The 11,940-nt window shown below is 61.6% G+C and carries 11 protein-coding genes; 8 read left to right on the top strand and 3 right to left on the bottom strand.

The features are described 5' to 3' along the window. Together hflC and OC537_RS12260 are read left to right on the top strand one after the other, a co-directional pair. Positions 1-885: a protease modulator HflC gene (gene hflC / locus OC537_RS12265; protein ID WP_106885927.1), complete on the top strand. Its 885-nt coding sequence runs from the start codon at positions 1-3 to the stop codon at positions 883-885. A gap of 85 nt (positions 886-970) precedes the next feature. Then, a complete protein-coding gene (locus OC537_RS12260; protein ID WP_025328123.1) occupies positions 971-1,159 on the top strand; it encodes a DUF2065 domain-containing protein in 189 nt (62 codons plus the stop codon). An 86-nt stretch (positions 1,160-1,245) separates the two neighbouring features. Here OC537_RS12260 and ispB read toward each other — a convergent pair whose 3' ends face one another. After that, positions 1,246-2,217, bottom strand: a complete 972-nt coding sequence (ispB, locus tag OC537_RS12255; RefSeq protein ID WP_111912299.1) for an octaprenyl diphosphate synthase — start codon at positions 2,215-2,217, stop codon at positions 1,246-1,248. Positions 2,218-2,459: 242 nt separating this feature from the next. On the opposite strand from ispB, the gene rplU reads away from it, so the two are divergent. From rplU to OC537_RS12235, 4 genes are all read left to right on the top strand, one after another. Continuing rightward, a complete protein-coding gene (rplU, locus tag OC537_RS12250) occupies positions 2,460-2,771 on the top strand; it encodes a 50S ribosomal protein L21 (protein ID WP_005304210.1) in 312 nt (103 codons plus the stop codon). 17 nt (positions 2,772-2,788) lie between these two features. Then, positions 2,789-3,046 (top strand): 50S ribosomal protein L27, encoded by a 258-nt coding sequence (rpmA, locus tag OC537_RS12245; protein WP_111912301.1) that lies wholly within the window; start codon positions 2,789-2,791, stop codon positions 3,044-3,046. A gap of 188 nt (positions 3,047-3,234) precedes the next feature. Further along, positions 3,235-4,440: an Obg family GTPase CgtA gene (cgtA, locus tag OC537_RS12240; protein WP_005327243.1), complete on the top strand. Its 1,206-nt coding sequence runs from the start codon at positions 3,235-3,237 to the stop codon at positions 4,438-4,440. Positions 4,441-4,808: 368 nt separating this feature from the next. Continuing rightward, a complete protein-coding gene (locus tag OC537_RS12235; protein WP_111912303.1) occupies positions 4,809-6,179 on the top strand; it encodes a YjiH family protein in 1,371 nt (456 codons plus the stop codon). A 70-nt stretch (positions 6,180-6,249) separates the two neighbouring features. Here OC537_RS12235 and OC537_RS12230 read toward each other — a convergent pair whose 3' ends face one another. Then, positions 6,250-9,135, bottom strand: coding sequence for an HD domain-containing phosphohydrolase (locus tag OC537_RS12230; protein ID WP_262111593.1), 2,886 nt, complete (start codon positions 9,133-9,135; stop codon positions 6,250-6,252). Between the two features lie 232 nt (positions 9,136-9,367). On the opposite strand from OC537_RS12230, the gene OC537_RS12225 reads away from it, so the two are divergent. Both OC537_RS12225 and OC537_RS12220 read left to right on the top strand, forming a co-directional pair. After that, positions 9,368-10,357, top strand: coding sequence for a luciferase-like monooxygenase (locus tag OC537_RS12225; RefSeq protein WP_163155730.1), 990 nt, complete (start codon positions 9,368-9,370; stop codon positions 10,355-10,357). Between the two features lie 171 nt (positions 10,358-10,528). Continuing rightward, positions 10,529-11,014 (top strand): 2TM domain-containing protein, encoded by a 486-nt coding sequence (locus OC537_RS12220; protein ID WP_163148703.1) that lies wholly within the window; start codon positions 10,529-10,531, stop codon positions 11,012-11,014. A 103-nt stretch (positions 11,015-11,117) separates the two neighbouring features. On the opposite strand, the gene OC537_RS12215 is transcribed toward OC537_RS12220, so the two are convergent. Continuing rightward, positions 11,118-11,939, bottom strand: coding sequence for a symmetrical bis(5'-nucleosyl)-tetraphosphatase (locus tag OC537_RS12215; RefSeq protein WP_262111589.1), 822 nt, complete (start codon positions 11,937-11,939; stop codon positions 11,118-11,120). Position 11,940: the final 1 nt, after the last annotated feature.

Below are 11,940 nucleotides of genomic sequence, written 5' to 3'. Positions count from 1 at the left end.
ATGAAGAAAATAGCTATTGGTGTCATCGCTGTGGCCGCCATGGTCTGCTTCTCTTCCGTCTTCATCGTCGATGAAGGTCAGAAGGGCATAGTGGTGCAGTTTGGCAAGGTGAAGCGGGTTGACTCCGGTGAGCCCCGCCTCTATGAGCCGGGCCTGCACTTCAAGGTGCCGCTCATCGACCAGGTTCGCAAGATGGATGCCCGCATCCAGACTCTGGAAGGCCAGGCGGATCGCTTCGTCACCTCAGAGAAGAAAGACCTCATCATCGACTCCTACGTGAAGTGGAAGATCGAGGACTTCTCCAAGTACTATCTGGCGACCGGCGGTGGCAACAAGATCCAGGCCGAAGACCTGCTCAAGCGCAAGATCAACAACGGTCTGCGTTCCGAGATCGGTAACCGTACCATCAAGGACATAGTCTCCGGTGAGCGCAGTACCGTGATGGAAGATGCCCTGATGAAGATGGCTCGCTCCTCCGAGCTCGGCATCAAGGTGGTGGATGTGCGCATCAAGCAGATCAACCTGCCGGTGGAAGTCTCCAGCTCCATCTATCAGCGGATGCGTGCCGAGCGGACTGCAGTAGCCCGTGAGCACCGCTCCCAGGGCCGCGAGCAGGCCGAGATCCTGCGTGCCGACATCGACCGCAAGGTCACCGTCATGATCGCCGACGCCGAGAGTAATGCGCGTCAGCTGCGTGGTGAAGGGGATGCCGAAGCCGCCAAGATCTATGCCGACAGCTACAAGAAGGACCCCGAGTTCTTCAGCTTCGTGCGTAGCATGGAGGCCTATCGCAAGAGCTTCGCCGGCGGCAACGACCTCATGGTCTTGAAGCCTGACAGCGAGTTCTTCCGCTACCTCAAGTCGCCTCACGGTGACAAGCAGTAAGCAGGCATAGCGCCATAACCCAAAGGGCCTGATGATTCAGGCCCTTTTGCTTGATGAGACAAGGGCCCAGAGGGCAGGAGGAGTCATGCTGACAGCCATCTTGATGGGAGTGGGGCTGTTGCTGCTGTTCGAGGGGCTGGGCCCCTTGCTGGCGCCGAGGGCCTGGCAACAGATGCTGAGACTGATGAGCGATCAGCCGCCGGAGCAGTTGCGTCGCATCGGCGGTTGTCTGGTGGTGGCGGGGGCCGTCATCCTCTGGGCGCTGGCCCATTGAGCAGTCAATACAGCGCCTGAGAGCAAAACGCAGACCATAAAAAAGAGGCCTATGGCCTCTTTTTTCTTGGATGCTGACACATTGACTCAGGCGCTGCGCTGTACCGCCATCTGGGCCAGGGTCTCCAGCGCCTGCCTGTGCTGGGAGTCCGGCAGGATGGCGAGGGCGGCAATGGCCTTGTCGGCCTCTTCCCGGGCCCGCTCGCGGGAGTACTCCAGGGCACCGGTGCTATCCAGGATGGCCAGGATGCGGTCGAGATGCTCCATGCCGTTGCGGTGCTCGATGGCGTCGCGGATGAGCTGACGCTCTTCCGGGGTGCCCACGGCCATGGCGCGCAGCAGTGGCAGGGTGGGCTTGCCTTCGGCCAGGTCGTCACCGACGTTCTTGCCCATCTCATCGCTCTGGGAGCAGTAATCCATGACGTCGTCGATGATCTGGAAGGCGGTGCCCAGGTACTTGCCGTAGTCGGTCATGGCCTGTTCGACGGGCTCGGGCTGATGGGTCAGCACGGCGGCGAGGCGGGTGGCGGCTTCAAACAGCTTGGCGGTCTTGCAGTAGATGACCGTCATGTAGCTCTCTTCCGTGGTGTCCGGATCGTTGCAGTTCATCAACTGCAGCACTTCCCCCTCGGCTATGGTGTTGGTGGCATCCGACAGGATTTCCATCACCCGCAAGTTGGAGAGCTCGCTCATCATCTGGAAAGAGCGGCTGTAGAGGTAGTCACCGACCAGGACGCTGGCGGCGTTGCCGAACAGCGCATTGGCGGTCTCCCGGCCGCGGCGCAGGTCGGATTCATCGACCACGTCGTCATGCAGCAGGGTAGAGGTATGAATGAATTCGATGATGGCGGCGAGCTTGAGATGGTCCTGACCTTGGTACCCCAGTGCGCGGGCGGCCATTACCGTCAGCATGGGGCGCATCCGTTTTCCGCCTGCACTGACAATGTAGAAACCCAGCTGGTTGATCAGGCTGACATCGGACTGGAGTCTGGCCAGGATCAGTTCATTGACCGCCGTCATGTCGGCGGCACAGAGCGCACGGATAGTCTGTTGGTCCATAAGTCTCGTAACGTGACGGCAGCAATTACTGCGTTTTTAGCAATGGCGGGGATTCTACACGATTTCACAATGGGTTACAGTTAAGCGTTTATTCACGGCGGCAGATATGCGCACAAAATAAACTTTTTGCTAAATTGGCCTTGCCTAGGCAAATCGTTCTGCGTAGAATGCCCGCCCATTGTTATAGGTTTTTGCGCGTGTCTGGCCTTGAGCAAAAGACACGCCTTTACGGAGTTAATCAAATGTACGCGGTATTCCAAAGCGGCGGAAAACAACACCGTGTGGCCGAAGGTCAAATCGTTCGTCTGGAAAAGCTGAACGTTGAGACTGGCGCTACCATCGACTTCAACGAAGTTCTGATGGTTGCTGCAGGCGACACTTTTAAAGTAGGTGCTCCTTTCGTTGAAGGTGGCAAGGTTGTAGCTGAAGTTGTGGCTCACGGCCGTGGCGAGAAAGTGACTATCGTCAAGTTCCGTCGTCGTAAGCACCATCGTAAGCAAGCGGGCCACCGTCAGTGGTTCACTGAAGTCAAAATCACTGGCATCAGCGCTTAATTAGAGGAGTCCGATAAATGGCACATAAAAAAGCTGGCGGTTCATCCCGCAACGGTCGCGATTCTGAAGCTAAACGCCTTGGCGTTAAGCGTTTCGGCGGCGAAACAGTTCTGGCAGGCAGCATCATCGTTCGTCAACGTGGTACCAAATTCCACGCTGGCACCAACGTTGGCCTGGGCACGGATCACACCCTGTACGCGAAAGCGACTGGCAAGATCCTGTTCGAAGTTAAAGGTCCGCTGAATCGTAAGTACGTCAGCATCATTGCTGAGTAATTACGGACCGCAAGGATCCGAAGCCCCGCCAACAGGCGGGGCTTTTGTTTTTCTGATGAGTTTGACGAAAAAACGGCACGCGGATGAGCCGGCGCAGACGGGCCTCATCGGCCAGTTGCGTCTCGCCCCAAGGGGCCTGTACCACTATAATTGCGTATCGGTTTTTCGAATTAAGGTGACGGTTACCTATGAAGTTTGTTGATGAAGTCCAGATTCGAGTCGATGCCGGTGACGGTGGTAACGGTTGTGTGAGCTTTCGCCGTGAAAAGTACATCCCGAACGGTGGTCCGGACGGCGGTGATGGTGGTGACGGCGGTGATGTCTATCTGATCGCCGACGAGAACCTGAACACCCTGATCGACTACCGTTTCGAACGTTTCCATGCCGCCGAGCGTGGCGAGAACGGCCAGAGCGCCAACTGTACCGGCCGTCGCGGCAAGGATCGCACCCTGCGCGTCCCGGTCGGTACCCGCGCCAGCGATGAAGATACCGGTGAACTGCTGGGGGATCTGACCACCCACGGCCAGAAGCTGCTGGTCGCCAAGGGCGGTTTCCACGGCCTTGGCAACACCCGTTTCAAGAGCTCGGTCAACCGCGCCCCCTATCAGAAGAGCAACGGTACCCCGGGGGAAGTTCGCACCCTGAAGCTGGAACTGCTGCTGCTGGCGGACGTCGGCATGCTGGGTCTGCCCAACGCGGGCAAGTCCACCTTCATTCGCGCCGTCTCTGCCGCCCGCCCGAAAGTGGCCGACTATCCCTTCACTACCCTGGTGCCGAACCTGGGCGTGGTGCGTGGGGAGAACTCCCGCTCCTTCGTCATCGCCGATATCCCCGGTCTGATCGAAGGTGCTGCCGAAGGCGCTGGCCTCGGTATCCGCTTCCTCAAGCACCTGGAGCGTTGCCGTGTGCTGATCCACCTGGTGGATATCTGCCCGGTTGACGGTTCCGATCCGGCTGAGAATGCCGTGACCATAGTCCGGGAGCTGGAGAAGTACAGCCCCGAGCTGGCAGGCAAACCGCGCTGGCTGGTGTTCAACAAGATGGATCTGATCCTGGAAGAAGAAGCCCAGGAAGTGATGGACAGAGTCAAGGCCGCGCTGGCCTACGAAGGCCCTGTCTACCAGATCACCGCCATCAGCAAGGAAGGCACCAAGAAGGTCTGCTACGACATTCTGGATCTGCTGGACACCATGCCCCGTCAGCTGGAAGCCGATGCCAAGGCCGCCATCGAGAAGGTGGAGTTCAAGTGGGATGACTACCACAAGAACCAGCTGGCCCAGGCCGAGGCGGAAGCCCTGGCAGCCTCCAAGGCCTTCGATGAGGCGCTGGACGAGGACGACGACTGGGATGACGAAGACGACGACGGCGTCGAAGTGATCTACGTACGCGATTGAGACTCTCTCTCGTGACAAGACCGGAGCCCCGACAGGCTCCGGTTTTTTTATGGGAGGATCGACGGGATCACCATATAGATATATTTCTCATGCCACTTATTGCCTGCCAACCGCAACTGATTATACTGCGCCCCTGAACGTAACCAATTTGAAACATTATGCTAACCTGTCAAACTGAATTGATATGCATGACTGTTTTGGTTTGTTCTTATGGATGGTTCGCCTGATAAAATATTTATGCTTGAAATAATCCATTAAAAGCTTGTTTGTGCAGTTTTTTGGGTTATTCTTGCGCCCGTTTGCCGGGCGAGGGCATGAATATGCAGGCTGCCTGGCTGAAGGAAAAGTCATATTTAAGGCTGTCTATCATGTTGGAAAAGACCCTGGAAGCACCGGCGATCCGTACTCGCCGCAACGTGCTGATGTTTTTGATCCCGTCGCTCATCGGGATCCTGCTGTTCATGACCCCCGTCATCTATGACGGCAATGTCACCATCCCCGTCGCCGTGCTGGCGAAGCTGGTACAGACGGTGTTCGCCGACTATCTGGTGGCCATGGTCAGCGCCATCATTACCACCACCATGCTGATGACGTTGATCGCCTGGTTGTTCAAGCCGGCGATCCTGGTGAGACGCCCCTTCCTCAACAGCCTGTTCAACGTCTCCCCCTTCTGGGCCTGCGTGCGGGTACTGGGGGGCCTCTTCGTGCTGCTGACCTTCTTCGAGGCTGGCCCCGAGGTGCTGCGTTCCGGGGCGACCGGTGGCCTGGTGCTGCACGATCTACTGCCGGTGCTGTTCTCCGTCTTCATCTTCGCCGGCTTGCTGCTGCCGCTGCTGCTGGACTTCGGTCTGCTGGAGTTTGTCGGCACCATGATGACCCGCATCATGCGCCCTGTGTTCCGCTTGCCCGGCCGCTCTGCCGTGGATTGCTTCGCCTCCTGGCTGGGGGATGGCAGCGTCGGCATCCTGCTCACCAGCAAGCAGTACGAGGGCAAGTTCTACACCCAACGTGAGGCCGCCGTCATCGGCACCACCTTCTCGGCTGTCTCCATCACCTTCTGTCTGGTGGTGATCTCCCAGGTGAAGCTGGAGCACATGTTCGTGCCCTTCTATCTGACCGTCTGCCTGGCCGGGGTGGTGGCCGCCATAGTGGTGCCGCGCCTGCCCCCGCTCTCCTGGAAGAAGGATGTCTACAGCGACGGCACCCCCCTGTGCCGCAAGCAGGAGGCCATTCCCCATCAGCACAGCGTGCTGAGCTATGGCTATCAGCGTGCCCTGGCCAAGGCCGACAGCATGACGGATCTCGGCGCCGTGGCGCGGGAAGGGGTGAAGAACGCCCTGGACATGGTGTTTGGCGTGTTGCCGGTGGTGATGGCGATCGGGACCTGCGCCCTGATGCTGGCCGAGCATACCCCCATCTTCAACTGGCTGGGTGCCCCCTTCGTGCCCTTGCTTGAGCTGCTGCAACTGCCGGAGGCCGAGGCGGCGTCCAAGACCATCATGGTGGGCTTCGCCGACATGTTCATCCCGGCTGTGCTGGCCTCGACCATAGAGAGCGACATCACCCGCTTCGTGATCGCCGCCATGTCGGTGACCCAGCTCATCTATATGTCGGAAGTGGGCGCCCTGCTGCTGGGCAGCAAGATCCCGGTCAAGCTGTGGGAGCTGTTCGTCATCTTCCTGCTGCGCACCCTGGTCACCCTGCCGGTCATCGCCGGCGTGGCGCACCTGCTGTTCTAAGGGCTGCCTGGAGATGAAAAACGGTCAACCTGGGTTGACCGTTTTTTTATGGGCGCTCGGGGAATAGCGGCTAGCGCGGCTCCGCCAGCAGGGCCTGACAGGCTGCCTCGTCCAGCTGCTCGGGGGCGAGGAAACGCAGGGCATAGTCCCGCCAGACACCGCTGTCGACGAAGAGCTCGAAGAGCGCCCCGTCTATGTGCCGCTCCTGCACCATGCGCAGCATTATGGTCAGCGACTGGGAGACCGTCTTGCCCGACTTGTAGGGGCGATCGCTTGCGGTCAGGGCCTCGAAGATGTCGGCGATGGCCATGATGCGGGCAGGAATGCTCATCTGTTCACCCAGAAGCTGGCGCGGGTAGCCGGTGCCATCCATCCGCTCGTGATGGCCCCCCGCTATCTCCGGCACCTTGCGCAGGTGACGGGGGAAGGGGAGCCGCTCCAGCATGCGGATGGTCTGGATGATGTGATCGTTGATCTTGTAGCGCTCCTCCTCGGTGAGGGTGCCACGAACGATGGCAAGGTTGTAATGCTCCCCCCGGTTGTAGAGATGGGTGGGGACCCTGACCTTGAAGCCCCAGGGATTGTGCCTGGCCAGGTTGTCGTGGGCGGGGCGGGGAATGAGGTGGACCGGCTTGTCGGCCAGCAGCGGCTCGCGGCAGGGCAGCGGAGCCGCCTCCCCGGGATGGCGCCTGAGCTCCTCAGGGCTGACGCCGAGGCGATCATCCAGAGTACGCAGCCAGGTGCGGCTGGCGATGGCATCGAGCCGTGCCAGTTTTTCCGGTGCCATCCACTCGCCCCCCAGGTTGCACTCGGCGACGAAGGCGAACTCCTGATCCAGCATCTGCCAGGTCGGGGCCACAGCCTCGAGGGCTGCCTGTTGCTCGGGGGCCGGTAATCGGGCCGCCAGCGCCTCTATATGGGCGTCACGCTTGAGCACCTCGAAACGGGTGCGGATCTCGTGGATCCTGTCGTAGATGGTCTCCAGCTTGGTGGCCTTGTCCACCACGAATTCAGGTGTGGTGACCTTGCCGCAGTCGTGCAGCCAGCTCGCGATATGGATGGCCTCCCACTCCTCGTCGTTGAGGGTGAAGTCGCCAAAGGGGCCCTGCTGCTGGGCGCAGGCCGCCTCCGTCAGCATGCGGGTCAGCTCGGGCACGCGCTGGCAGTGGCCTCCGGTGTAGGGGCTCTTGGCGTCTATGGCGCCGGCGATGAGCTCGATGAAGGCCTCCAGCAACTGCTTTTGCTCCTCCAGCAGGCGCTGATTCTCGATGGCGGAGGCGGACATGCCCGCCAGCGCCTCGATGAGGCTGATGCGCGACGCCAGCTCCCTTGGTGGGCAGTCCGGCAGGATCAGCAACAGGCAGCCGATCAACTCCTGGCGGTGATTGTAGAGGGGTTCGGCCAGCAGCTGGCGGGGGCCGGGGAAGGGGCCCCAGTCGGCGAGGTAGTGCGACCACTGCTCGGCGTCGAGGGGCAGGCTGAGCCGCTCGGAATGATAGAGGCCGCCGAGCAGGGACTCCTGCCAGTTCACCCGCTCACAATCCAGGGGCTGCCGTTGCCAGATGGCCTGAACCGCCTTCATCTGCTTGTCCTGGGCCAGATAGAGGCAGCCGCCCTCCGCCTGGGCCGCCGCCACCGTCTCGTGCAGTATGCGGCTGAGCAGGGAATCGAAGCGGTGCTCCGCCGCCAGCGCCAGACCCATGCTCATGAAGTTGCCCAGGGTCAACCGCATGCTGGACATGGCGCGGGCGAGATCGTCTATCTCGCGGATCGCCGAATCAGGCCGCTCGCTCTCGCCGAAGTCGAAGTGCTGGATCCGCTCGGCCTCTTGCGTCAGTGCCAGCAAGGGGGCGGCGGTGCGCCTCGCCACCAGCCAGATGACGGGCAGCAGCAGCAGCAGACCGGCCAGGGCCCAGGCCAGGTTGCGCAGGGCATCGTGGCGGGCCGGGGCGGTGAGCTCGTCCGCTGGTACCAGCAGGGCCAGGTAGAAGGGGGATCCCTCGTCGAGGGAGGAGAGGTTGACCAGCCAGTCGCTGCCATCCTCGGCGGCCAGGGTCAGCTCGGTCGGCGCGTGCAGCAGGGTGGGCCTGGATGCCATCTCCTGCTGCAGCTTGGCCAGTATGGGGTGCTTGAGCGCCGACAGCATGGGCAGGCGACTCAGTTGTTCGAAGCTGGGCAGCCGCTTGGGATCCGTCGCCAGCAGGGTACCGAACTCGTCGAACAGCACCAGCTGGCAGTGGCTCGGCAGGGGCAGCTCGCCGATGAGGGAGGAGAGCCCCTCCACGCCGGCATCCAGCCCTATCACCGCCCGGCGATCGTCGCTCTCCACCGCCAGCGTCATGCCCGGCTCCTTGGTGGTGAAGAACAGATAGGGGTGGGTCACTATGATGCCCGTGCCCCAGCGAGCCTCCTTGTACCAGCCGCGATCGCGGGGATCGAACTGGTAGTCCGGCATGGGCCGCCGCTCCAGCAGCCGCAGGCGCTGGTTGAAATAGAGGAACTCTCCCCGGCCCTGACTCAGGCTCTGCACCAGCAGGTGGCTCCCGGGAGGGGGGTTGTCCAGCAATCCTCTGGCCCGATCGGTCAGCTTGCGCACCAGGAAGAAGTCGCCGTTCTCGTAACCGGCATAGATGGCGCCATAACTGGCGCTGTTGGCCAGCACCTCGGCCAGCTGGGGCAGGTAGCCGAGGCGGGACTCCAGGCTGGTCATGGCGGCCAGCTGGCCACTGCGCAGCAGGCTCAGGGACATGCGGGCCGGGCGCTGGTTCAGCTTGATGGCGAGAGACAGCTGTTCCCTGTACTGCTGGAAGCTTTGCCGTTCGTGCTCCAGCCCCTGCTGCAGGCCCTGCTGGAACTGCAGCATGATGAGGGCGCCCCCCAGCACGGAGAACAGCAGTATGAAGAGGGTGGCAATGTGCACGTAAAAGGGCTTGCTGCCGAGGCTTGCTTTTGTCATGGACCTATCCTTGTCCTACGGGCGCTCCCCGCGATGATCTGCCAACAGTGTGCTCGCAAGATGACAAAAAGCATAGGAGGTGGGGGCCAGAAGAGGAACCGTTATCTTCCGGCGTTCCCCTTGTCGCGAGCCGCATGGCACGGGTCCCGGCAGCCTGGTCAGGTGATTCATTCAGATATCTCGTGCTACATTGCTCCACTGGTGAATCGCCTGTGAATCAATGGAGTGTCCCATGTCTGCCATCCCCTATTCCGTCCTGGATCTGGTGCCCGTCCCCGAAGGAAGCCAGCCGGCCGAGTCGTTTCGTCATTCGCAGGATCTGGCCCGCCATGCCGAGCGCTGGGGCTACCACCGCTACTGGCTGGCGGAGCACCACAACATGCCGGGGATCGCCAGCGCCGCCACCTCGGTGCTCATCGGCCATCTGGCCGGTGCCACCAGCACACTGCGGCTGGGGGCCGGTGGCATCATGCTGCCGAACCACTCCCCTCTGGTGATCGCCGAGCAGTTTGGCACGCTGGCCTCTCTCTACCCGGATCGCATCGATCTCGGCCTCGGTCGCGCGCCCGGCACGGATCAACGCACCATGCAGGCGCTGCGCCGCCAGCGCAGCGGCGAGGTGGATGACTTTCCGGCGGACGTGCGCGAACTGATGGGCTACTTCGGTGACGAGGTCGGCGCCGTGCAGGCGGTGCCCGGTCAGGGGTTGCATCTGCCCATCTGGCTGCTGGGGTCCAGCCTCTACAGCGCCCAGCTGGCGGCCGCCATGGGGTTGCCGTTCGGCTTTGCCTCCCACTTTGCCCCCGGCCTGCTGTTGCAGGCACTCGAGATCTACCGTACCCAGTTCCGCCCTTCCGCGCGCTGGCCAAAGCCTTATGCGGTGGTCTGCATCAATGTGATCGCCGCCGACACAACCCGGGAGGCCCGCTTCCTGTTCACCACGCTCCAGCAGCAGTTCCTGCGCCTCTATCGCGGGGATGCCGGCAAGCTGCCGCTGCCGGTGCAGAGCCTGGGAGAGGAGTGGTCGCCCCGGGAGCTGATGGCGATGGAGCAGACCCTGGCTCGATCCCTGGTGGGGGATCCGGATCAGGTGCGTCACGGCCTCAAGGCCTTGCTGGCCGAAACCGGGGCTGACGAGCTGATGTTCAACGGTCCCATCGTCGATCATCAGGCCAGGTTGCGCTCCTTCGAGATCGCCGCCGAGCTGATGCGGAGCCTGTGAAGGCCTGACCGGGCGCGCTGGTCTGTGCGCCCGGGCATAGGTACCAATCCAACAGCTAGTTACAACTGATTGATTTTAAAGAATAGTCAGGTGGATGTCGGCCCTCTGTCGTGTCACCTCTGGCCTCACCGGCCCTATGCTGGCCCTGTCAGTCACCACAAGGAGTTCGAGATGATCGTCAGGAAGTTGAGATTGCAACGGGGTTGGTCCCAGGATCAGTTGGCGACCCTGACTGGCTTGAGTGTCCGCACCATACAGCGGATCGAGCAGGGCCAGCAACCTGGACTGGAATCCCTCAAGGCCCTGGCCTCCGTCTTTGAGCTCGATGTGACTCAACTGCAGGAGAGCGAGATGAAAGGGAACGAGACAGATAGTCAGGGGACAGTGCATGTGGCCAGGGATGAGCGGGAGGCGATGAAGTTCGTCGAGGGGCTCAAAGGCTTCTACGGCCACCTCATCAGCTATGTGCTGGTGATAGGGGGGTTGTTTGTCATCAACTACCTGAGCAACCCGGACTATATCTGGGCCTGGTGGCCCATGCTGGGCTGGGGGCTGGGCCTGATATCCCATGCCATCAACCTGTTCCAGCCGTTCAAGCTGTTCGGGCCCGACTGGGAGCGACGCCAGGTCGAGAAACGGCTGGGGCGCAAGCTGTAAGCCGCGACCTCACCCCATAAGGAACGGGCCCGGCAATGCCGGGCCCGTTTTATTGTCCGTCTATCGCCTAACTCGGTGCAGGCTGGGCGGCTGCACCGACGGCTTACTTGGCGTAAGCGGGGCAGGGGGTCGCTATCATGGCGTCGTCTTCATACCGCCACATAGTGAGGCTGTTGCCCCAGACGCAGCCGGTGTCCAGCCCCTTGATGTCCGCCTTGCCGGTGGCGCCCATCAGGGCCGCCCAGTGGCCGAACACCAGTATGGGATCGTCCACGTGGTGCTCCCGCTGCTCGAACCAGGGGCGCAGGCCAGGGGTGGACTCCGTGGGTCCCTTCTTGCACTTGAAGTCGAGTCGGCCGTCGAAGTAGCAGAAGCGCATCCGGGTGAAGCTGTTGATGATGTAGCGGTAGCGCTCTATCCCCAATAGATTTTCGTCCCAGCTATCGGGCTGATCGCCATACATGTTGTGCAGCAGCCAGCTGTACTGATCGCCGCGCAGCAGCGTCTCCACCTCGCGGGCGCAGCTGCGTGCCGTGTGGGCATCCCAGGCCGGAGAGAGACCGGCATGGACCATCATGATGGGCAAGTCCGGGTGCTCCGCCAGCAGGGGACGGTGGCGCAGCCACTCCAGCAGCTCGTCCCGATCCGGGGCCTCCATCAGGGCCTGCAGCTTGTCTTTCTTCTTGAGGGGGGCGACCCCATGAGCCACCGCCAGCAGGTGCAGATCGTGGTTGCCGAGCACGGTCACGGCGCGGCTTCCCAGTGACTTGACGAAGCGCAGGGTGTTGAGAGAGTCCGGCCCGCGGGCGACCAGGTCGCCGCACAGCCAGAGGGTGTCGTTGTCGGGGTCGAATTCGGCAAGATCCAGCAGACGGCGCAGATCGTCGTAGCAGCCCTGGATATCACCGACGAAACAATTCGCCATG

The sequence above is a fragment of the Aeromonas sp. Marseille-Q5825 genome (assembly GCF_946892685.1).
Taxonomy (GTDB): domain Bacteria; phylum Pseudomonadota; class Gammaproteobacteria; order Enterobacterales; family Aeromonadaceae; genus Aeromonas; species Aeromonas rivipollensis.
The sequence above is the reverse complement of the archived record's forward strand: the minus strand, read 5'-3'. Positions and strand labels throughout refer to the sequence as shown.

Coding starts and splice junctions, on each gene's coding strand:
- OC537_RS12225 (WP_163155730.1), top strand. CDS start 9,368: ATGTCTGCCATCCCCTATTCCGTCCTGGATCTGGTGCCCGTCCCCGAA.
- rpmA (WP_111912301.1), top strand. CDS start 2,789: ATGGCACATAAAAAAGCTGGCGGTTCATCCCGCAACGGTCGCGATTCT.
- OC537_RS12230 (WP_262111593.1), bottom strand. CDS start 9,135: ATGACAAAAGCAAGCCTCGGCAGCAAGCCCTTTTACGTGCACATTGCC.
- OC537_RS12215 (WP_262111589.1), bottom strand. CDS start 11,939: ATGGCGAATTGTTTCGTCGGTGATATCCAGGGCTGCTACGACGATCTG.
- cgtA (WP_005327243.1), top strand. CDS start 3,235: ATGAAGTTTGTTGATGAAGTCCAGATTCGAGTCGATGCCGGTGACGGT.
- rplU (WP_005304210.1), top strand. CDS start 2,460: ATGTACGCGGTATTCCAAAGCGGCGGAAAACAACACCGTGTGGCCGAA.
- ispB (WP_111912299.1), bottom strand. CDS start 2,217: ATGGACCAACAGACTATCCGTGCGCTCTGTGCCGCCGACATGACGGCG.
- OC537_RS12260 (WP_025328123.1), top strand. CDS start 971: ATGCTGACAGCCATCTTGATGGGAGTGGGGCTGTTGCTGCTGTTCGAG.
- OC537_RS12235 (WP_111912303.1), top strand. CDS start 4,809: ATGTTGGAAAAGACCCTGGAAGCACCGGCGATCCGTACTCGCCGCAAC.
- hflC (WP_106885927.1), top strand. CDS start 1: ATGAAGAAAATAGCTATTGGTGTCATCGCTGTGGCCGCCATGGTCTGC.
- OC537_RS12220 (WP_163148703.1), top strand. CDS start 10,529: ATGATCGTCAGGAAGTTGAGATTGCAACGGGGTTGGTCCCAGGATCAG.